The organism is Priestia sp. AB, assembly GCF_028369225.1.
Lineage (GTDB): Bacteria > Bacillota > Bacilli > Bacillales > Bacillaceae_H > Priestia > Priestia megaterium.
In genome coordinates this window covers 316,367-337,530 of record NZ_JAQMYN010000006.1, presented here as the reverse complement: position 1 = coordinate 337,530, position 21,164 = coordinate 316,367, and the positions used below count along the sequence as shown (strand labels likewise).

Genomic DNA, 21,164 nt, shown 5'->3' with positions numbered 1-21,164 from the left:
TTCGTTTGCGAGAAGAATTTACATTTAAAACATTTGGTACCCTCTTGTTCGTAAAGATTTAATGGTAATGCCTGAAGCTAGTGCACCTATAAAACCAGCCATTAAAATCGCAATGTCAGCTGTGGCTAAAGATAGCACTTTTGTCCCTAGCTGCTGAAAGGAGTGAGCAGGATGTTGAATGTAATCAACCGCTCTTACATTATCAATAATAAAAATAAAAATCACGGGATAAATAATGGCCATAATCCAAGACATGCGAAGCAGCATATTCAATAAGAAACCGATTCCAAAAAACAAAACAAAAAACAACAAGATGGAGATAATTAGTACAGGCACACTCATTTCCATTGCTTTTCGCCTCCGTTATTCTTTATACTCTCAGTTTACTTAAGAGTAATGAAGGCGTCAATCACAGAAAAGTAAGTTAATACCAAAAAAGCAAAAGGCTTAAAGACCTTTTGCTTTTTGTTTTAAAAGAAATTAAATTTTCCTTTTTTCAATACAAGACCTGCTCCGCCTTGAAGGAAAAGCGAGCGATTATCAACAACTTTTTTCATAAAAGATGCGCTTGAGCCAAATAGTTTTCGACCGTATACAACGCCAATTGCGTCATCATGCCCTAACGAACATACCGTTCCTTTAATATCTGGTTTGAACTCGCTTAATTCTTTTTGACCTTTCATCAAACGGCTAATATTTTCAGCGCAGGTACCGCCTTGCTGCATAGCAATTTGAGCTGTTGGCGGATAAGGACGTTCTGTTTCAGGGTTAATCATTAGTGAACAATCTCCAATAACAAACACATCTTCATGCCCTGGTGCCAGCAAGCTATTGCTTACTTTTACACGTCCGCGCATGTTCTCAAATCCAGCTTTTTCAATCACATGACTGCCTCGAACACCCGCAGCCCATACAACTGTTGCTGATTTGATTTCTTCTACTTGGTCATCTTTTGATACAACAATTCCTTCTTCTGTACACTCTTTAATCGCTGTTCCGATCTTGAACTCGATTCCTTTTCGTTCTAGTTGTGTTACCGCATATTCTACAAGTTCTGGATCAAAACCTGGCAAAGCCGTAGGCGCTGCTTCTACACAAATAACGCGTACTTTTTCACGCGGAATATCAAACTCTTTGCAAAGTTGAGGGACTCGATTTGCTAATTCTCCCACAAATTCAATGCCGGTAAAGCCAGCACCCCCAACAATAATGGTCAGAAGTTCGTCTCTTTTTTCCACTTCATTGTTGTACGTCGCAAACACATAATCAATATGCTCACGAATTTGACGTGCTGCATTAATGCTCGTAATGGTAAATGCATGTTCTTTTAAACCTTTAATTCCGAAAGTTTCTGCTTCATACCCTAAAGCAACAACTAAATAATCGTACGTTAGCTCACTGTTTTCAAGAAGAACACGCTTTTCATCTAACTTAATATCTACGACCGTGTCTTTGATAAATGTAACCTTATTTGTATTAATTAAATTTTTAACAGGAACACGAGAGCGATCTTGATGAATTGTACCTGCTGATACTTCATGAAGCCATGTCGTTTCGTAATGGTAATCGTTTTTATTTACCAAAACAATTTCCGCATCACTAGCACCCAGTTTCTTTTGTAAATTAACAATTGTCATAATGCCGCCATACCCGGCACCCAAAATGACGATTTTAGGCTTTTTCATAGGAATGTCATCCACCTTTTTTAGTTATAGTCACAAGTATGTCTTACAAGTATAATGATAAGAGCAATTTTATTTAGTTTGCTTTTTTATGTTAGTTTGAGCAAGAACGATCATCGCTATCCATTTATTATTCACATAAGAAAAATAATGTGAATCACTTCACGTTCTTTTTTAAAAAAATACATTTTTTCTTTTTTAAAAAAATGTAAGCGTAAGTCCTAGCTTGATTTACACAAACATCTTATGCTTTTTTAATCGGTTTTTCAACCCTTCACTTTGTATTTACAAGCTTTTTAATTTTCAATTACTTTCCTGTATACCCAGTTTTATATTTGACCAAAACGTGTGGTTATGTTAATGATTACAAATACTGATCTTTAAGTTGAGAAAGTTTCTCAAACATTCCAGCGTGTTTTAATGATATTTTATAATTTACTATGCTATCATAAAGTAGAATATGCATTGGCACAGAACAATCTAGAGGTGATTATAAATGAAAGAAGATAAACAAGTATATGATATTACCATCATCGGAGGCGGCCCTACAGGCTTATTTACAGCATTTTATGGCGGTATGCGTCAAGCGAGCGTAAAAATTATTGAAAGCTTACCACAGCTTGGTGGACAGCTTTCTGCTTTATATCCTGAAAAATATATCTATGACGTAGCTGGTTTTCCAAAAGTGCGCGCTCAAGAATTAGTCAATAACCTAAGAGAGCAAATGGATCAATTTAAACCTGCAGTTGCGCTAGAGCAAGCCGTAGAAAAGGTAGAAAAACAAGCGGACGGCGTATTCCGATTAACTACTAATTCTGAAGTTCACTATTCAAAAACAATTATTATTACGGCTGGAAACGGTGCATTTAAGCCCCGTAAAATCGAGCTAGAAAACGCAGAACAGTTCGAGCAAACGAACCTTCATTATTTTGTGGATGATATGAATAAATTCAAAGGCCGCAAAGTATTAGTATGCGGGGGCGGGGATTCTGCTGTAGACTGGTCTCTTATGTTAGAGCCGATCGCAGAAAAAGTAACGTTAACGCATCGCCGAGACAAGTTCCGCGCTCATGAACACAGCGTAGAAAACTTGCATAATTCATCAGTTGATATTAAAACACCGTATGTACCGGTTGAATTTGTTGGAGATGACCGTATTACACAAGTTGTGTTAGAAAACACAAAAGGTGAAGAAAAGACAGTAGTAGACGTAGATGATGTTATTGTAAACTTTGGATTTGTTTCTTCTCTAGGTCCAATTAAAGAATGGGACTTAGATTTAGAGAAAAATGCAATTGTTGTTAACTCAAAGCAAGAAACAAACATTCCTGGCATCTATGCAGCAGGTGATGTCTGCACATATGATGGAAAAGTAAAACTCATCGTGGCAGGATTTGGCGAAGGTCCCACTGCCGTTAATAACGCTAAAGCATACATTGATCCAAAGGCTCGCTTACAGCCTATGCACAGTACGTCAATGTTCTCATAAAAAAAGCAGGCTCTCGCCTGCTTTTTTTCATTGCTGGATTGGTGTAACCATTCGATGAATGATTTCACTCATCATTTCCGCATCACTGCTTATTAAACAGATTTCATAAAAGGAATGGTTTCCTTCTTGACTAGTTACGCTCATCCTGTAGGTCTTCAAACCTTCGAGCTTGCCTAAATATGTTACTACCTCTGATTGACCGGCAATACGTTCAATCAGCAGAATATGCTCTCCTTCAACTGCTCCGTAGCTTTCAGCCAGAGATGCGTTAGCATTTTCATAATAGCGAATGTAAGGTTCAGAATGGTTAAGAGGCGCAGAGGACGAGTTTTGATGACAGGCTTCACCTGAGGAAAAAGGCAAATGCTGAACAAATAAATGCGATTCACTAAAATGAATACTTTTTGCATTCTTAGACTCCATTTTCCTACTTTCAAATTTTAACCAGTTTATAAACCCCTTCCATAGAATAGGCAGGGTGTTTTTTTTGCGAAAACTTCCGTAACCTCCTACTTGTTCCGCGTCGTAACGAGTCGCATCTATCAAATCCGTTCATCTCCTCTTTTTATTGAGTATAAAAAAGACTGATTATTCGGTCAACACATTTGACAGATGATGTAACATACAAAAATTTCTCACTAAAAAAGCTTTCTCCACCAGATGAGGTGAAGAAAGCTTCTTGATAAAAATATATTTAGCACTCTTCAGGAGCACCTGCGTTGCTTGCTGTACGGAAAGAAGAGCCGCAGCCGCATGCTGCAATGGCGTTTGGGTTATCAATTGTAAACCCTCCGCCTAGCATAGATTGCTTGTAATCAATTTTTACATCTTTTAAAATTGGAGCACTTTCGCTATCTACAAGAATCTTAATGCCATGTTGTTCAAACAGCGTATCGTTTTCATTTACTTCGTGAGCAAAACCCATGCCGTAAGAAAGACCTGAACAGCCTCCACCATTTACATTAACACGTAAATAAGCATTTTCTTCTTCATGTTCTTTCATCATATCTTTTATTTGAAAGCTTGCAGCTTCTGTAATTGTTAGGATATCCTGACTCATTTTTAAACAGACCTCCTTTTTTGTTTAGTATACGACGAAATGTCTGCGACGACAAATCGTCTGCTTCTTCATTTTTTAATAATAATACGCGCCGTCACAAATCACATTGGCTGGACCTGTCATTAATACATTGCCTTTATTTTGCCAAACAATCGTTAAATCTCCTCCAGCGAGGTGTACGACAGTAGGAACATCTTTTTTCGTCTTCTCATTTAATACAGACGAAACAACTGCAGCACATGCTCCTGTTCCACATGCTTGAGTGATACCCGAACCTCTTTCCCATACACGAAAATTCAGCTCTCTTTCGTTCACTACCTCGACAAATTCAACGTTCACTCCTTCTGGAAAACGCGAATCTTTTTCAACCACAGGCCCTAATGTAGTAAGAGGCGCTTGTTCAATATTATTTACGTAAAAGACAACGTGAGGATTTCCCATTGATACAGCCGTCCCTTTTAACCGTTCTTTTCCAAATTCCATCTCTTCATTAACGACTTGGTCTTGGCTTGCTCCCGTCATTGGAATTTGTTCTCTAGCTAAAATAGGTGCTCCCATATCGATTGTCACTTCTGGAACTTCATTTCCCTGCGGATGCACCGTTGCTTCTACAACTCCAGAAAGCGTTTCGATAAAAAATCTTTCGCTTGTTACTAAATTATGTTCATATGCATATTTAGCTACACATCTTAAACCGTTTCCGCAGTTTTTTGCTTCCGAGCCGTCATTATTAAATACGCGCATTTTCACATCTGCACGTTCAGATGGACAAATAAGAATCATTCCATCCGATCCAATTCCCGTATAAACATTTGAGACTTTTACAGCAAGCGGTGCTAACTCTTGCTCTTCTATATGTTCTTCAAACATATTTACGTAGATATAGTTGTTGCCAAGTGCATGCATTTTTGTAAACTGAAATTTTTTCATATTATCACCCATTATTTTTTTATGTAGCTCTAGTATAAAGTGATTCTCTTTTGTACACAATAATATCATCCCCCGTTTTTTTAGCTCCTTAATCATAAAGATTAAGGAGTTTTTTATTTTGTCCTCCTTTGGAGTATTAAAAAACAAAAGAAGCATTATGATTGTAAAGAGGATGGTTAAAGCACAGATATTTGCGCAAAAACGCATAAAAAAGCACGGCAAGACTAGCCGTGCTTACATCATCTATTCTATTAGCCTCGTGTCCCTCTTCTGATAAAAAGAGATACGACAGCGGGGATAGTTTAAAACATTGGGTTTTCTTCCAAATGAATGTAAATATTATCTACTAACTGTTCAGGTGTTTCCGCTGTAACAATCTCTCCGTTTACCAAGGCAAATAAAGATTGTGAACATTTCCCGCAATAACCTAAACATCCGTATTCAATAATATCTAGATTTGGATCTTTTTCAAGCTTTTCTAAAGCTGTTTGAGAACCACTGGCTAAATTGCTAACGCAAAATTCAATAATTGGCTGTATCACGTTTTTCACCTCTCTACTATTAGTTTATCCTATCTTCTTTCATTTTCAACGTCAACTTTGGAAATTCACGTTCATTTTGCGCACGCTTCTTAGCTTCACAGACTTTTTCAAAAAAACGTATAAATAAAGCTTTATTATAGGGATAGCTTTAAATTATGTTGAAACATATTGTGGTTTTTTATTAATTTAGTTATACTTTTATGTATAGAAAACCAAACAAGGTTATATTAAATTATTATTTAAGTAAAATATGTTATCTTATATAGCCTTTCATATCTTTTTGGCAACCATCCTTATTAACGGTAATTTGTACTCTCCTATTCTTAAAAGCAAGAATAATAGAGAGAAAACAAAAATGCATGAAGCTAAAGGGGAAATTCACATGAAGAACCTTGTCATACTGGGCGGCGGATACGGTGGTATGCGCGTTTTGCAGCGCCTTTTTCCGAATCAATTGCCTAATGATGTAGAAGTAACGCTTATTGACAAAGCACCTTATCACTCACTAAAAACTGAATTCTATGCACTTGCAGCTGGAACAATCTCTGATCAGCATGTTCGTGTTGCTTTTCCTGAACACCCTCGCTTAAAAATTCGCTACGGCTGTGTAAAACGCATAGACCTAAAAGAGAAATGTGTCTATGTGGATGATCAAATGATCGCTTATGATGACCTGATTGTAGGACTCGGATGCGAAGATAAATATCATGGAGTTCCCGGAGCTCTTGAGCATACATACAGCATTCAATCCATTGATGCTTCACGAGCAACTTATCAGACATTAAACAACTTGCCAGCCCACGCTACTGTTTCAATTGTAGGAGCTGGATTAAGCGGAGTAGAACTAGCAAGCGAGCTAAGAGAAAGCCGCCCGGATTTAAAAATCATCTTATTTGACCGCGGTAAATTAATTTTGTCTGCTTTCCCAGAACGTTTAAGTAATTACGTTCAAACTTGGTTTACTTCAAACGGTGTTGAAATCGTAAATAGTGCTAATATTACAAAAGTAGAACCGAACATTCTTTATAATCATGATGAGCCCATTCAAAGCGATGCAATCGTGTGGACAGCAGGTATCCAGCCAAATAAAGTGGTACGCGATTTAGACGTAGAAAAAGACCCTCAAGGACGCGTCGTCTTAACGAAATACCATAACTTGCCTGACGACGAAAATGTCTACATTTTAGGTGATTGTGCAAGCCTACCGCATGCACCAAGCGCTCAGCTGGCAGAAGGTCAGGCTGAACAAATCGTGCAAGTACTTCTTCACCGCTGGAAAGGCGAAGCGCTTCCGGATGAATTGCCAACTATTAAATTAAAAGGCATACTTGGTTCATTAGGCAAAAAGCATGGATTTGGCTTAGTTGCCGAACGTCCAATTACAGGACGCGTAGCTCGATTATTAAAATCAGGTATTCTTTGGATGTATAAACACCATAGTGGATAAAATAAAAGCCGTTAGATGACTGACAATCTAACGGCTTTTTTCATTATGATGCGCAGAAACCATACTTCTCCATTTCCTCAAATACGCGCTTTAATTTCGGGTTGCCTTCCCCAACAATTTCTCCGTTAATGACCACTACAGGATAGAATAAATCTTCTTCAATCACACGCTTGGCAAAAGCTGCTTTTTCCAGATCCGTATGCGGCTCGTTTATATCTACATACGTGATAGCAAACGGCTGATTCGGATATTTACGAGAAATAGCTGCCTCTAGCCAATCATAGGTGTCTTTTGAAGACGGCAGGTTAACGCAGCTTGCACAAACAATTTCAGCTCCATAAATACACACTTCTACCTCAGTTGATTGCATAGCACATCCCCCTTGAATCTTTACATTCAAACTGTACGATTATTCACACTTTTACTTCATTATGAATACTATTTTACACAAAACTGATTCATTGCACATCTTTTTCTTTTAAGGTAACATTACGATGTATACTCCGATAGATTTTTCATGAAAGACCGTTTATAATAAGAGTAGAAGAAAGGAGTCGATAGTTATGTCAGAAATGCACGAGCAAGTTCAAGAAGTATTAGAAAAACTTCGTCCGTTTTTACTTCGCGACGGTGGAGACTGTGAGCTAGTAGACGTAGAGGATGGTATTGTAAAGTTACGTCTTTTAGGCGCTTGCGGAAGCTGCCCAAGTTCAACAATCACGCTAAAAGCTGGTATCGAACGTGCCCTTTTAGAAGAAGTACCTGGTGTAGTTGAAGTAGAACAAGTATTCTAATCTCTTTGATTTTATTATAAAAGCAACCTCCCATTTTATTGGGGCTTGCGAATGAAAAATCCTCATTCAAATGAATGAGGATTTTTTTATTAACTCGTTGTGACTTCAGCTTCTACAAATACACCTTTGCGATCAATTTGTAAAACATCTATTTCGCAGTTCGGCAGTAAAGCATACATATGTTCAGCAATCGCTTTTCCTTTTCCTTTTGGTGCTAAACATAATACACTCGGACCGGCTCCGCTTAGTGACACACCGTATGCGCCGAGAGCTTTTGCTTCTTTTCGCACAAGAGAAAGCTCTGGCACGAGTCTCATACGATAAGGTTCGTGATATAAATCTTTCTCCATAAATTCGCCTACTAGAGGTAAATCTTTATTTAAAAGGGCTGCTACTAGCATGTTCCCGATTGCCCCAGCTTCTACTGCGTGGCGATAATTAATATCGGAAGGCAGCACATCACGAGCATCGGTTGTTTTTAATTCATATTCTGGAATAGCCATCACGATATCGACATCAAATTCAGGTATTTGAGCAATATATGTTTCATTTTCATGATGGTAACCAACAACGATGCCGCCGTAAATAGAGGGGCTGACGTTATCAGGATGTCCTTCCATTAAGCTGCTGATGCGAAGCTTTTCTCTTTTTGATAAACGCAAGTCACACAGTACATTGGCCAGCTCGATTCCAGCTACGATAGCCGATGCGCTGCTTCCAAGTCCCCTTGCTAATGGAATGTTGCTCCAAACAGAGACCTTCGCCCTTGGAAGATCAATGTTAAATTGACGAGCCACGTCTTGTGCCACTTCATACATTAAGTTATCTGTACCTGTAGGAATACTTTGCACTTCTTTCGTTTCAGGGATAAAAATCCATTCCTCATGACACTCTACTGTTAATCTTAAGTAGCGAGATAAAGCCACTCCAATGGAATCAAATCCTGGCCCTAAATTAGCAGAGCTAGCTGGGACCGTAATGACAAAACGCTCATTTTCTAGCATGAAGCAACGACACCTTGGATATACTCAAATACCTTTTCTTCATCATTTGGTAAAACCACTGGTTTTACATTATGAGCATCGATTGCTACGTTTGGATCTTTTAATCCGTTACCTGTTAGTACAGCTACAACCGTTGAACCTTTTGCAATTTTACCAGAAGCTACATCTTTAAACACACCAGCTATTGAAGCGCAAGAACCTGGCTCTGCAAATACACCTTCTTTGCGTGCAATTGTACGATATGCTTCTAAGATTTGTTCATCTGTTACTTCATCAATTTTTCCGTTTGATTCTTTTGCTGCGTTTACAGCATAATCCCAGCTTGCTGGATTTCCGATTCGAATAGCCGTTGCAATTGTTTCTGGATTTTCGATAACTTGATTACGCACGATCGCCGCTGCACCTTCTGCTTCAAACCCGTGCATGTGAGGAAGAGACGTTTGGTGACGCTCACTGTATTCTTTGAAGCCTTTCCAGTAAGCTGTAATATTTCCTGCATTCCCCACTGGGATAGCTAAAACGTCAGGCGCTTTTCCAAGCTGTTCACAAATCTCGAAAGAAGCTGTTTTTTGCCCTTCAATACGGTATGGGTTTACAGAGTTTACAAGTGCAACCGGTGATGTTTCACTCAGCTTACGAACCATAGAAAGTGCTTGGTCAAAGTTTCCTTCAATTGCTACAATTTCTGCACCATACATAACAGCTTGAGCTAATTTCCCCATCGCAATTTTTCCATTTGGAATAACAACGATACAGCGCATGCCAGCGCGTGATGCATAAGCTGCTGCAGCTGCGGATGTGTTACCTGTAGATGCACAAATAACCGTATTGCTTCCTTCTTCTTTTGCTTTTGCTACAGCCATTACCATTCCGCGGTCTTTAAATGACCCCGTTGGATTTAACCCTTCTACTTTCACATGTAGATCAATGCCTAGCTCTTTTGATAACTGAGCAAGATGAATTAAAGGCGTATTTCCTTCATGTAATGTAAGCATAGGTGTTTTCTCTGTTACAGGTAAAAATTCTTTATATTCAGCTAATAGACCTTTCCACATCATACTGTGCCAACTCCCTCTACGCGGTAACTGCTTTTTACATTTTCTACAATTGGTAAATCCCGAAGCTGCTGAAGGATTTCCTCATAATCTTTTTGAGATGTTTTGTGTGTAACTACAACAATCTCAGCTAATTCGCTTCCTTTCACAGGAAGTTGGATGATTTTTTCGAAGCTCACGCCACGCTCTGAAAATAGTGTTGTTAATTTTGCAAATGCTCCAACCTGATCTTTAACATGAATACGTAAGAAATGCTTCGAGAACATTTCATCTTCTGCTTTTAACTGTTTCGGATACTGAGGTGTTACCGCACTTTTACCATTCACACCTAAACGCATGTTTTTCATAACACCTACTAAATCGGATACGACAGCAGTGGCCGTTGGCAGGCTTCCCGCCCCTGGTCCATAGAACATAGTTTCTCCAACAGCTTCTCCGTATACATATACAGCGTTATACTCATCGCTTACTGAAGCAAGAGGATGTGTATCTGCTAAAAGAGTTGGTTGAACACTAACTTCTACATTGTCACCGTCACGATGTGCATATCCAATCAGTTTCATCGTATAGCCTAGTTGTTTACTATATTGCAAGTCTTCTTCCGTTACTTCTGTAATACCTTGAACACGAACATCATCCAAGTCAATTTTCATTGAAAATCCTAATGTAGCCAAGATTGCCATTTTACGAGCAGCATCTAAACCACCTACGTCAGAAGTTGGATCCGCTTCAGCATATCCTAAATCCTGAGCTTCTTTTAACACTTCATCATAGGCGCTTCCTTCTTTTGTCATTTTCGTTAAAATGAAGTTTGTTGTCCCATTTACAATTCCCATCATCTTCGTAATACGATCAGATGCTAACCCATCTGCTAATCCACGAAGGATTGGAATACCGCCAGCTACACTTGCTTCATAAAATAAATCACAGTTATTTTCAGAAGCTACTGTTAACAATTCTGAGCCGTAAACCGCCATTAAATCTTTGTTTGCCGTTACAACATGCTTTTTATTACGAAGAGCTGTTAAGATATAATCTCTTGTTTCTTCAACGCCACCCATTACTTCAATGACAACGTCAATCTCCGCGTTATGTAAAACGTCTTCAACATTCGTTGTTAATTTATCTTCACTGATCTCCACGTCACGTTTCTTATCAATATCTTTAACTACTACTTTTTTAACTTCTACAGGACACCCGACTTGATGACTTAATTTATCCTGATGATTTTCAATAATTTTGACTACTCCGCTTCCTACCGTTCCTAATCCTAATAATCCTACTGAAATACTTTTTGTCATATTCCTCACCTCTGTGTTCTTTCTACGTATACATTTGTTCTCTTATAGAGGACATTATAGACCTTATTTTTCTTTTTTACAAGGTTTACTTGCCATCTTTTCTCGTAAACTTGTTAAAAAAATTGGTATATAAAGATAAATGTAAATTTTTAAAATATTTCATTTTATTATCATAACATGGCTACTACTGTTTTTTAATAAAAAAAAGACAATTTCACCGAAATGAAATTGCCTTTTTCCATTATGATTTTTTCGCAAACGCTTCTTTATTTACAATTGTAATAGGAGACTCGTTTGTGAGCACTGCTTTAATGTTTTTTACGCATAAAGAAATCATTTCCGTGCGCGTTTCGATACTCGCACTGCCGATATGAGGAAGAGCTACAACATTAGGCAATTGAAGAAGAGGGTGAGAAGCAGAAACAGGCTCTTGATCGAATACATCCAAGCCAGCTCCAGCAATTTCACCGGATTGAACCGCATGGAACAGTGCTTGTTCATCAACCACTGCTCCTCTTGAAGCATTAATAAAAATCGCAGTTGTTTTCATCTGTTCAAATGCTGAAGCATTAAATAAATGTTTGGTTTCGTCCGTTAATGGTGTCAAACAAACAATAAAATCAGATCGTTCAAGCAGCTCATTTAACTCACAGTAAACTGCATTGAGCTTTTGTTCTGCTTGAAAGTTGCGGTTTCGGTTGTGGTACAGAATTTCCATATCAAAACCTGTAGCACGTTTCGCAAGCGTCTCTCCAATTTTCCCCATTCCAACAATACCTAATGTTTTATGATGAATATCTCTACCCGCTAACAAAAATGGACTCCAGCTTTTCCACTGATTTTCTTTCACGTATCCAGCAGCTTCTACTAAACGTCTAGCTACACTCATTAATAAACCAAACGTTAAATCTGCTGTTGTATCAGATAAAACATCGGGGGTATTAGAAACGATAATTCCTCGTTCAGTTGCCGCTTCTACATCAATATTATCGAATCCGACCGCCAAGTTAGCTACAAGCTTTAAATGAGGAGCTTGCGTAAGCAATTCACTGTCAATACGATCTGAAAGCATTGTTAATAGAGCATGTGCGTGCTTAGCTTTTTCACAAAGCAGCTCATGAGGGACTGCCTCATCTTCTTTATCCCACATTTCTACATTCGCTACTGCCTTTAAAGGTTCGATTAATTCATTCGGTATTTTTCTCGTAATAAATACAAACTGCTTGTCCATATGTACGCCACCTCTTTATCCTTTTTAAACTGCATGCATAAAAACAAAATAGAAAAACAGGTTTGGATTATCCAACACCTATTTTTCTATTTTATCATATTCTATAGTAATCGCTTTTTAATGAATCCATGTTAATTCAGGAATGTGATAACGAGACGTTGAAATACCCACCGACTGGTAAAAGCGCTTCAGAAAAGCTTCGTAGTGAGAAGAATGAGCTAATACTCCTTCCAGCTTCTCATAATACTTTTGTTTTTGCCTCTCATCTTGTACACTGTAATACCCTTCAATGACCTCAAAATAATGAACGGGAAAAAGAAGTCTAGCATATAACAGTCTCCATGAAAAAGAAGAAAGCGGGTTTACCTTTTCGTATTCACTTAAAAACTGATGCATGTGCCTTTCATCGACAGCGTATGTTAATAAATATTGTTCCCTTATATATTCAGCTATATCTCTGCTCGGATGATCGAAGACCCAATCTGCTGGGAGCTTGTAAACGTAGTCTTCCCCCCATGTTTTTTGCCCGAACCGATGATGACAAATCGTCGCAGCGTCAACTGAACGAGGCAAATCGTCAATTTCCGTGTCTACTAGGTATTGAATAGCATTTTCCGTTAATCCTAGGTAATAAGGAAAAGTTTCTAAAAACCGTTTTTCCATCTCTTGATTAGGCAAAGCACGTAATCTTCCATACCAAAATTGCTCCATCTGGTCGAGACGCTTCTCCCACATGGACTTCCATTGCCCTAGCCGGTTTGCTTTTTCCACTTCATAAGGAAACAGTCTCCCTTTTTGATGAAAAACAGCTAGCTCGTGCCCAGGTGAAAAGTTGGGGTTTTTCTCTTCCGCAAGACAGCGGCAAATGATAAATTTTTCAGTTTCAGTTTCTGTAATCATTTCACCATTCAAATTAGGCATAAATGTTGCCACATGGCGATCACCTTGGCCCATCAGAAATTGACTCATTTGATATAGTTCATTTAACTCGTCTTGTTCCATTTGTTTTACATTAATGATTGTATATAAAATATCTCGATACTGAAAACCTTCAAATTTACCTACGGGCATAAATTCATTTGGACGTAATCCGTAATGCTCATAAATGGTTTGTATCATTTTAATCCCTCTCTTCATTCATTCAAGAAATTATATGATGGAAAACAACATTACTTGTCATAATATTTACGGAGGAATGAATAGATTAGAAATACACCATTTATAGTTATTTACTCCGGGTTAGTAGTATGAAACAACTTTAGACTTAAAAATATATAGAAAACAGGTGATGATACTTGGAGAAAAAACATACACAAAGTGAGTTAGAAAAAAAAGCAAGAGAATGGTTAATAGAACGCGGCGTGGCTCTTACAGACATTGCTGAACTGGTCTATTACTTGCAAAAAAAGTATCACCCAAACTTAACAATCGAAGACTGTTTATATAATGTTGAGCGCGTCATTTCTAAACGAGAAGTTCAAAATGCTATTTTAACCGGTATTCAACTAGATGTCCTCACGGAAAAAAAAGTGATTGAGCCGCCTCTGTTGGATATTCTTGAGAAAGACGAAGGTTTATACGGTATCGACGAGATTTTAGCATTATCGATTGTAAATGTGTACGGATCAATCGGCTTTACCAATTACGGGTATATTGATAAACAAAAGCCGGGTATTTTAGAAAGATTAAACGATAAATCTACTGGAGAGTGCCATACTTTCTTAGATGATTTAGTAGGCGCAATTGCTGCCGCTGCTTCTAGCCGGTTAGCGCATCGGGCTGCCAGTCAAGAATAGGTTTTAAAAACAAAAAAAGCTGTCAATTGACAGCTTTTTAAATTCGCTCCATCCACTCTTTTAGTGAATCTACTGTATAAGTTGGCTTTTTCTCATATCCTTCTAGTAACTCTCTTGTTGTTACCCCTGTATGGACTAATAATGTATCTAAGCCTGCATTCATCCCTGCTAAAATATCTGTATCATAGTAATCACCAATCATGATTGTTTCTTCTTTTGGCGTACCGATGACTTCAAGGGCTTGCTCCATAATAATACTTTCTGGTTTACCAATAAATACTGGATTTGTTTGAGTAGAAACCGTAATAACGGACGTGATAGATCCATTACCAGGCAGTAAGCCTCTTTCAGTAGGAATCGCAATATCTCCGTTCGTTGAAACAAAAAAGGCGCCGTTTCGAACGTTTAAACATGCTTTTGCCAATTTTTCATATGTAATTTCCTGATCCAAACCAACAACTACAAAATCCGTATCTTCCTCTTCAATGGTAAATCCTTTTTCAAGCAATGCATGTCGGATTCCTTCTCCACCAATTACATAAGCTGAAGCGTTTGCTTTGCGTTCATGCAAATAATTAGCTGTTGCCTGACTCGTTGTAAAAACTTGCTCTTCTGTTGCAGGAATGCCAAATGCCTCTAGCTTTTCAGCTACTTTATCGGGCGTTTTTGTTGAGTTGTTTGTTACAAATAAATAAGGAATTCCTTTTTCCTTTAATTTAATAACAAAATCACGCGCCTCGGCAATTAGCTCTGTTCCTTTGTACATTGTTCCATCTAAATCAATCAAATATCCTTTATATTCCTTCATGTTGTGTGTGATCTCCTTTCAAGTCTCATACTTGAAATCATAGCTTATTTTTTATACAACTACAACTTGCTTGCCTTTAGTTACGAAAAGCAGACACAGGCCCTAACTCTGTCTCTAGATATGTCCTTACGCGCTCTGAAAATGCTGCCAGTACGTCTTTATGCTGCATCACTTTTTGATAAATATCCTGATGATTAACATCCACATATTCTTGAACAAGGCTTTTACGCAATTGAACGATCTCTTTTAAGGGCGTTTCTTCCTCTTTTTTAACCACTTTCTCATCAACTAAAATGTCAATGATATCGTCGTAACTGCCGGGATCTCTCATAATAAATCCATCAATCATTGCATTTCCTACATCTAAAACGTTTTCAATTAAAAGATGTACAATTCTCTCTAATGCCTTTTTCTCTATTTCTGTGTTCCAGCTCGAATGCTCAGTAAACAAACGAACGTGCTCATCAAAAAAAACAAGCGTGGCTTCTATTTTTTCACGATCTACAAAGTACATATTATTTCCTCCCTAGTTGTCAGCTCTCTATAAATCTTTTTTCATAAACAAACGGGGTTCCTGTTCTATTTTATCATGACCCATTATCCATTTGATAAATTCATTTTTGTTTTTGACCTTATTTGATATGATACAAATACAACCTATGAAAGGAGTATACCTATGAGCGAACGCTTTTATCTATATGACGATGTCGTATCTACAAAGACCCGTTTTGTCAGCTTTATGGGCGAAAATCAACGATTTGATTTAGCTATTATCCAAACCGACCGTTATTATGGCAAACAAGTTGTTCTTGATATTCAAGGAGGACGCTTTGCCATCATTGGACAAGATGACCTTGAAGAACCAAACTATCTTGAAGAAGTATTTAAATTAAACAGTGAAGACGGTCAGGAACTTCGCGAATTTTTATATGAAATCATCTAAAAAAAAAGGCAGCGTGAAGGACAATTAGTGTCTTCGGCTTGCCTTTTTTTACTTATGGACTTTTTTTAAGACAAAATACGCACAGCCAAAATTACAATATTCATGTAAATAGTCTTGAAGCGTACTAATCTTCGTATCATACGTTGCCTTTTGATTTCGGTCATCAAAAAAGCCTCGCAGTCGAAGCTGATTGTATCCCCAATCTCCCACAATATAGTCATAGCGGCTCAGCACGTCAATAAAGCGACCTCTAAACGCCTCTTCATTAAATGCTTCGCGCTCATCTTTTAATACTTCATAACAAATATTATTGATACAGACCATTGCTCACACCTCTTCTCTTAAAATTTACCATACCATAATTATGATGATGAAACCATCAATTAACATGAAATTTTTCACGTATAAGCAGCACTCTAATCCTGTAGGAGTTTTATCGGTATACCTACTGATCTTTTATGCTCCACATGAGGGTTCGCCGGTTTACCTGGCGTACGATATTTAACTACAGGAGGTGGAAATGGTGAAGAAATCTATTCTTGGAATCGCTTTGATAACAAGTATTTTAACCATTGGCTGTCAAAATAAAAATACAGCTGAAAATGAAAATTTATCACCAAACAACCCAGATGCCATTAATGTAAACGAGCCTAATCATTATTATAATCCAAATAATAATAGCGGCACAAATTATGGATATGTCCGATACACCAAAAACACAAATGAACAAAATTCCAATATGAACCAAGTAGGAACATTTAATCGAGAGGAAGCAGCCGACAATATTAGTAAACTGAGCACCGCTATCCCAAATATTAAACAAGCCGCTACGCTAGTGACGGATAAAGATGTGCTTGTTGCTTATAAAACAGATGCTAAAAATAGGAATAACGCAGCCGATCAGGTAAAACGTACAGCTATGTCTGTAGTCCCTCGTTATTATCATGTATACGTCTCAGATAATTCGCAACAGATGGACCAAATCGAAAATATCAGTGAAATGAATACACAAACGAATGATGCTAGAAAACGAATCGATGCCGTTATTCAACAAATGCTAAAATCTCCCCAAGGGCGTAAAATGAACGGCGGAGAAGATGCAAATGGAAGAGAGAAAAACGAATTGAATGAACCGATGACGGACAAAAATATGGTGGAATAAACAAAAAAGGTGATGAGCATATCATCACCTTTTTTACCTTATTTGCTTTCTTGTGCTTTGTTTTTTGCAGCAGCGTTAACTTGCTCATCTGCATGGTAAGAAGAACGTACAAGAGGACCTGCTTCAACATGGCTGAATCCTTTTGATAATGCAATTTCTTTTAGCTCTTCAAATTCATTTGGATGGTAATATTTTTGAACTTTTATGTGCTTTTTAGTTGGCTGTAGATATTGGCCTAGCGTCATAATATCTACATTATTCGCACGCAAATCATCCATCGTTTCAATAATTTCTTCTTTTGTTTCTCCTAGACCAAGCATGATACTTGATTTCGTAGGGATATCCGGCTGCATTTCTTTTGCACGGCGAAGGAACTCAAGAGAACGCTCATATTTAGCACGAGCACGAACACGAGGCGTAAGGCTGCGTACTGTTTCAATATTATGATTTAAAATGTCAGGACGTGCATCCATTACAATACGTAAGTTCTCTTCCACACCGCCCATATCAGAAGGCAATACTTCAATTGTTGTGAATGGATTTTTACGACGAATCGCACGAATTGTTTCAGCTAATACACTTGCTCCTCCGTCTTTTAAATCATCGCGAGCTACAACTGTAATAACCGCATGTTTTAAGTTCATTAGCTGAACAGAATCCGCTACGCGTTCTGGCTCTTCTAAATCTAATTCTGTTGGTAAACCTGTCTTAACCGCGCAAAAACGACAGGCACGTGTACATACTTCTCCTAAAATCATAAAAGTTGCCGTACGACGAACAGCCCAACACTCATGAATATTCGGACATCTTGCTTCTTCACAAACTGTATGAAGGTTTTTCTCACGCATCATTTTCTTTAAGCCTGTGTAATTTTCGTTTGTGTTTAGCTTAATCTTCAGCCACTCGGGTTTGCGGACATGCTCTTCTTTTGTTGCCATATTATCAACTCCACCAATCTAGAAAATGTCTATAACCTATATGCTTAATTTTAACTACATATTAAAAACATAACTATATGTCACTTTATCATAAAAAAGTGAGATTCGACAAGTTGTCTGCTCTTTATTTTCCTCAGTTTTCTTCTATTTTTCATTCAAATGTGTGCGTTTTCATCCTCCGTATAATTTCCATTTATCTTCTGAATAAAATTCTTTAAAAAAGTTTTGAAGCGATTTCCATTAATTAATATTTATGAAATCTTTTTTCTCGCTGCAAACTAGTATTACACACTATTTTTAGAAAGGGGGAAACACGATGCGCAAAACGATTATCTTACTTTTTATGTTCATGTCTATATTCACAGGATGGCACCACGTAACAGCTGAATCATCAGCAGATCAAGAAAAAATACTTATTCAAAAGAGATTAGAGCTGTATAAACAAATGGAAGCCGCTACTACAATTCCTTGGTATTACTTTGCTGGGATTGACCAGTATGAACGAAATATTCGACGCTCTCATAAAGATATTCCAAGAGAAAAAGGCGCGATCGCCATTTATTATCCTCCAGAAAAATGGTCAGGTTCTCTAAATCCAAATTTGGAAGATACAAACCCACTTACTATTTCTCTGCTCGGGGGAATGGGCAAAGATGGGAACGGAGATAAAAAAGCAGACCAATTTAATGATGAAGATATGCTTTTTACAATGGCAGATTATATTCGGACGTTCGGGGTGTCCGAAGACTATATTAAAATTGCCCTTTGGAACTATTATCACCGGGCTAAAGCAGTTGATATTATTTTAGGGAATGCCAAAATTTTTCGGCATTATGGACGCATTGATTTAAAAGGTTCTTCATTTCCGGTGCCTCTGCGTGCGAACTACAGTTATCGCAGTACATGGGGAGATGCGCGCGGCTGGGGTGGCAAACGAATTCATGAAGGAACAGACATTTTTGCAGATTACGGAGTTCCAGTAAAATCCCCTTGCTATGGCATTATTGAGCTTAAAGGGTGGAATAAATATGGAGGCTGGCGAATCGGTATTCGTGACCTTCATAATAACTATCACTATTTAGCTCATTTAAGCGGATTTGCAAAAAATTTAAAAGTAGGACAAATTGTAGAACCAGGAACACCCATTGGCGGAGTAGGAAGTTCCGGTTATGGACCTCCTGGAACTTCTGGGAAATTCCCTCCTCACTTACATTATGGAATGTATAAAGATAACGGTAAAAATGAGTGGTCGTTTGACCCATATCCTCAGTTAAGAACGTGGGAACGAAATGATCGTTTAGAACTAAAGAAAAAATAAAAAAACAGGAAGCTGATGCTTCCTGTTTTTTATCCTGATGTTTTGCTTTCCTTTGCTTTTTTCACAGCATGAGCAATACTCGCGGCCAATCCGCCCCATATGATGACCATTCCTACAACCATCATTGTTATTGAACTTCCATCCATTATTTAGAAACCCCCTTCTCTTTAACTGACAAACGAATCGTCCCATCTTTCCATCGTGCAAAAGAAAAAGCAATTCCTAAAATAACTGCCAGAGCTGCCACGCCCCAACCAAAAGGACCTACAAAAGTTGTTGCATACTGCTCGTAATTTTCCGAAATATTTTTTCGGAAGTTATCAAACATCATATACCCAAGTACAAGTGGTGTAACGACTCCTAAACATATTTTCCACCATGAACCGATTCGGATATCAGAAACTTCGTTTGCATGCTGCTGAAGGCTGCTCAACTTTTTAAATACCCAAGCAACTAATACAACTTCTACTAAGCCTGCTAAAGCAACTCCAAAGTTATTAATGAAATAGTCGACCACATCTAAGAAATAAAGTCCGCCTTGTGTTGCAAATAACAGCGAACAAATTGAAGCGATTCCTCCGCCTATTAATACAGATTTTGTACGTGAGATAGTAAATTTATCTTGAATGCCCGCTACAAAGGTTTCAATGATTGAAATAAGTGACGTTAATCCTGCTAATGTTAAGGAAGCAAAGAATAACATTCCAAACAGCTGTTTAAAGGCCGGAAATTCATTAATAATTTGCGGAAAAACAACAAAGGCTAGTCCTACTCCTCCCTGAACCACCTTATCGATTGGGATACCTTGCTGAGTAGCCATAAAACCTAGTGCGCTAAACACACCGATTCCCGCTAGTAATTCAAAAGCGGAATTACCGAATCCAGTAATAAACGCATTATTAGTTAAATCAGATTTTTTAGGAAGGTAACTGGAATAAGTGATCATAATAGCAAAACCAACAGATAAACTAAAGAAAATTTGACCATATGCTGCAATCCAAACCTTTCCATCTCCAATTGCGCTCCAGTTTGGTTTAAAGAAAGCGTGCAGACCTTCCATTGCTCCGTCCAATGTTACTGCTCGAATGACGATGATTAAAAATAGAACAATTAGTGTTGGTAAAAAGATTTTGTTTGCCGCTTCAATTCCTTTTTTGATTCCCTTTAATAACACACCCAACGTGACAATCCATACAAGTACAAGCGGAATTAAAACATGTAATACAATGCTTCCTGTTTGTCCTGGTGCTTCAGCTAATTTTAGGTAATCTCCATATAAAAACGCTTCCGTATCCTTTCCCCAGCTTAACTTAAATGAAAAGATAAAATACGACATCGCCCACGCGATAATAACGGAATAGTAAATTGAAATAAAAAAGGAAATAGCTACTTGCCACCAGCCTAGCCACTCAGCCTTTGGACTTAGTCTCGCTAAGGATAAAGGAGAAGAACCTTTATATTTATGACCTATAGCAAACTCCATGATTAAAATAGGAATTCCCGCCGTCAACAGAGCAAATAAATAGGGAAGAAAAAATGCTCCTCCTCCGTTTTCATACGCAGTAGCTGGAAACCTCCATATATTCCCTAGTCCAATTGCTGAACCTGCTGCTGCTAAAATAAAACCTGCTCTTGATCCCCACTGCGGCCTATTTTCCACCGTA

25 protein-coding genes are annotated in these 21,164 nt (G+C 38.0%); 7 read left to right on the top strand and 18 right to left on the bottom strand.

Going from position 1 to position 21,164, the window contains the following annotated elements; genetic code table 11:
* Positions 1 to 24: 24 nt before the first annotated feature.
* Together POF52_RS19960 and POF52_RS19955 are read right to left on the bottom strand one after the other, a co-directional pair.
* Positions 25 to 348 (bottom strand): YuiB family protein, encoded by a 324-nt coding sequence (locus tag POF52_RS19960; RefSeq protein WP_013085321.1) that lies wholly within the window; start codon positions 346 to 348, stop codon positions 25 to 27.
* Between the two features lie 122 nt (positions 349 to 470).
* Entirely contained in the window at positions 471 to 1,685 is a 1,215-nt protein-coding gene (locus tag POF52_RS19955) for an NAD(P)/FAD-dependent oxidoreductase (RefSeq protein ID WP_013085322.1), read from the bottom strand.
* Between the two features lie 493 nt (positions 1,686 to 2,178).
* Between POF52_RS19955 and POF52_RS19950 the strand changes: the two genes are divergently transcribed.
* Positions 2,179 to 3,171: an NAD(P)/FAD-dependent oxidoreductase gene (locus POF52_RS19950; RefSeq protein WP_176585282.1), complete on the top strand. Its 993-nt coding sequence runs from the start codon at positions 2,179 to 2,181 to the stop codon at positions 3,169 to 3,171.
* 27 nt (positions 3,172 to 3,198) lie between these two features.
* On the opposite strand, the gene POF52_RS19945 is transcribed toward POF52_RS19950, so the two are convergent.
* The 4 genes from POF52_RS19945 to POF52_RS19930 form a co-directional block, all read right to left on the bottom strand.
* Positions 3,199 to 3,717 (bottom strand): hypothetical protein, encoded by a 519-nt coding sequence (locus POF52_RS19945; RefSeq protein ID WP_271994312.1) that lies wholly within the window; start codon positions 3,715 to 3,717, stop codon positions 3,199 to 3,201.
* A gap of 148 nt (positions 3,718 to 3,865) precedes the next feature.
* On the bottom strand, positions 3,866 to 4,231 hold the full coding sequence (locus POF52_RS19940) for a HesB/IscA family protein (protein ID WP_013059620.1): 366 nt from the start codon (positions 4,229 to 4,231) through the stop codon (positions 3,866 to 3,868).
* A gap of 75 nt (positions 4,232 to 4,306) precedes the next feature.
* Positions 4,307 to 5,161, bottom strand: a complete 855-nt coding sequence (gene dapF, locus POF52_RS19935; RefSeq protein WP_013085325.1) for a diaminopimelate epimerase — start codon at positions 5,159 to 5,161, stop codon at positions 4,307 to 4,309.
* A 302-nt stretch (positions 5,162 to 5,463) separates the two neighbouring features.
* Positions 5,464 to 5,703, bottom strand: coding sequence for a YuzB family protein (locus POF52_RS19930; RefSeq protein WP_013059622.1), 240 nt, complete (start codon positions 5,701 to 5,703; stop codon positions 5,464 to 5,466).
* Between the two features lie 382 nt (positions 5,704 to 6,085).
* Here POF52_RS19930 and POF52_RS19925 point away from each other — a divergent pair, with 382 nt between their 5' ends.
* Complete coding sequence (locus POF52_RS19925; RefSeq protein ID WP_013085326.1) at positions 6,086 to 7,150, top strand: NAD(P)/FAD-dependent oxidoreductase; 1,065 nt, start codon at positions 6,086 to 6,088, stop codon at positions 7,148 to 7,150.
* Positions 7,151 to 7,193: 43 nt separating this feature from the next.
* On the opposite strand, the gene POF52_RS19920 is transcribed toward POF52_RS19925, so the two are convergent.
* On the bottom strand, positions 7,194 to 7,520 hold the full coding sequence (locus POF52_RS19920; RefSeq protein ID WP_047931099.1) for a YuzD family protein: 327 nt from the start codon (positions 7,518 to 7,520) through the stop codon (positions 7,194 to 7,196).
* A gap of 193 nt (positions 7,521 to 7,713) precedes the next feature.
* Between POF52_RS19920 and POF52_RS19915 the strand changes: the two genes are divergently transcribed.
* Positions 7,714 to 7,944 carry a NifU family protein gene (locus POF52_RS19915; protein ID WP_013059625.1) on the top strand — a complete coding sequence of 77 codons (231 nt, stop codon included), beginning with the start codon at positions 7,714 to 7,716 and terminating at the stop codon, positions 7,942 to 7,944.
* An 89-nt stretch (positions 7,945 to 8,033) separates the two neighbouring features.
* Here the strand turns inward: POF52_RS19915 and thrB are convergent, their stop codons facing one another.
* The 5 genes from thrB to yutH all read right to left on the bottom strand — a co-directional run bounded on the left by thrB (position 8,034) and on the right by yutH (position 13,654).
* Positions 8,034 to 8,948 carry a homoserine kinase gene (gene thrB / locus POF52_RS19910; RefSeq protein WP_271994301.1) on the bottom strand — a complete coding sequence of 305 codons (915 nt, stop codon included), beginning with the start codon at positions 8,946 to 8,948 and terminating at the stop codon, positions 8,034 to 8,036.
* Positions 8,942 to 10,003, bottom strand: a complete 1,062-nt coding sequence (thrC, locus tag POF52_RS19905; RefSeq protein WP_026106720.1) for a threonine synthase — start codon at positions 10,001 to 10,003, stop codon at positions 8,942 to 8,944. The genes thrB and thrC overlap by 7 nt, the downstream gene beginning before the upstream one ends.
* Complete coding sequence (locus POF52_RS19900; RefSeq protein ID WP_013059628.1) at positions 10,003 to 11,304, bottom strand: homoserine dehydrogenase; 1,302 nt, start codon at positions 11,302 to 11,304, stop codon at positions 10,003 to 10,005. The genes thrC and POF52_RS19900 overlap by 1 nt, the downstream gene beginning before the upstream one ends.
* A gap of 241 nt (positions 11,305 to 11,545) precedes the next feature.
* Positions 11,546 to 12,535: a 2-hydroxyacid dehydrogenase gene (locus tag POF52_RS19895; RefSeq protein ID WP_271994299.1), complete on the bottom strand. Its 990-nt coding sequence runs from the start codon at positions 12,533 to 12,535 to the stop codon at positions 11,546 to 11,548.
* 117 nt (positions 12,536 to 12,652) lie between these two features.
* Positions 12,653 to 13,654 (bottom strand): spore coat putative kinase YutH, encoded by a 1,002-nt coding sequence (yutH, locus tag POF52_RS19890; protein ID WP_013059630.1) that lies wholly within the window; start codon positions 13,652 to 13,654, stop codon positions 12,653 to 12,655.
* A 176-nt stretch (positions 13,655 to 13,830) separates the two neighbouring features.
* Between yutH and POF52_RS19885 the strand changes: the two genes are divergently transcribed.
* Entirely contained in the window at positions 13,831 to 14,331 is a 501-nt protein-coding gene (locus POF52_RS19885) for a phosphatidylglycerophosphatase A family protein (RefSeq protein ID WP_013059631.1), read from the top strand.
* A 37-nt stretch (positions 14,332 to 14,368) separates the two neighbouring features.
* Here the strand turns inward: POF52_RS19885 and POF52_RS19880 are convergent, their stop codons facing one another.
* Positions 14,369 to 15,139 (bottom strand): TIGR01457 family HAD-type hydrolase, encoded by a 771-nt coding sequence (locus tag POF52_RS19880; protein ID WP_013059632.1) that lies wholly within the window; start codon positions 15,137 to 15,139, stop codon positions 14,369 to 14,371.
* Positions 15,140 to 15,215: 76 nt separating this feature from the next.
* Complete coding sequence (locus POF52_RS19875) at positions 15,216 to 15,653, bottom strand: DUF86 domain-containing protein (protein ID WP_060745810.1); 438 nt, start codon at positions 15,651 to 15,653, stop codon at positions 15,216 to 15,218.
* A gap of 162 nt (positions 15,654 to 15,815) precedes the next feature.
* Between POF52_RS19875 and POF52_RS19870 the strand changes: the two genes are divergently transcribed.
* Positions 15,816 to 16,082, top strand: coding sequence for a DUF3055 domain-containing protein (locus POF52_RS19870; RefSeq protein WP_013059634.1), 267 nt, complete (start codon positions 15,816 to 15,818; stop codon positions 16,080 to 16,082).
* A 48-nt stretch (positions 16,083 to 16,130) separates the two neighbouring features.
* Here POF52_RS19870 and POF52_RS19865 read toward each other — a convergent pair whose 3' ends face one another.
* Positions 16,131 to 16,406 (bottom strand): YutD family protein, encoded by a 276-nt coding sequence (locus POF52_RS19865; protein ID WP_013059635.1) that lies wholly within the window; start codon positions 16,404 to 16,406, stop codon positions 16,131 to 16,133.
* Positions 16,407 to 16,602: 196 nt separating this feature from the next.
* Between POF52_RS19865 and POF52_RS19860 the strand changes: the two genes are divergently transcribed.
* Positions 16,603 to 17,244 (top strand): YhcN/YlaJ family sporulation lipoprotein, encoded by a 642-nt coding sequence (locus POF52_RS19860; RefSeq protein ID WP_176585277.1) that lies wholly within the window; start codon positions 16,603 to 16,605, stop codon positions 17,242 to 17,244.
* 38 nt (positions 17,245 to 17,282) lie between these two features.
* Here the strand turns inward: POF52_RS19860 and lipA are convergent, their stop codons facing one another.
* Positions 17,283 to 18,182 carry a lipoyl synthase gene (gene lipA, locus POF52_RS19855; protein WP_013059637.1) on the bottom strand — a complete coding sequence of 300 codons (900 nt, stop codon included), beginning with the start codon at positions 18,180 to 18,182 and terminating at the stop codon, positions 17,283 to 17,285.
* A gap of 316 nt (positions 18,183 to 18,498) precedes the next feature.
* Between lipA and POF52_RS19850 the strand changes: the two genes are divergently transcribed.
* The gene (locus POF52_RS19850) at positions 18,499 to 19,500 is read left to right on the top strand and encodes a M23 family metallopeptidase (protein ID WP_271994289.1); all 1,002 of its coding nucleotides are present in this window, start codon (positions 18,499 to 18,501) and stop codon (positions 19,498 to 19,500) included.
* 29 nt (positions 19,501 to 19,529) lie between these two features.
* Here POF52_RS19850 and POF52_RS19845 read toward each other — a convergent pair whose 3' ends face one another.
* Positions 19,530 to 19,646: a methionine/alanine import family NSS transporter small subunit gene (locus POF52_RS19845; protein WP_080967536.1), complete on the bottom strand. Its 117-nt coding sequence runs from the start codon at positions 19,644 to 19,646 to the stop codon at positions 19,530 to 19,532.
* Positions 19,646 to 21,160, bottom strand: a complete 1,515-nt coding sequence (locus POF52_RS19840) for a sodium-dependent transporter (RefSeq protein ID WP_034648496.1) — start codon at positions 21,158 to 21,160, stop codon at positions 19,646 to 19,648. Before POF52_RS19840 ends, POF52_RS19845 begins: the two co-directional genes overlap by 1 nt.
* Positions 21,161 to 21,164 lie beyond the last annotated feature (4 nt).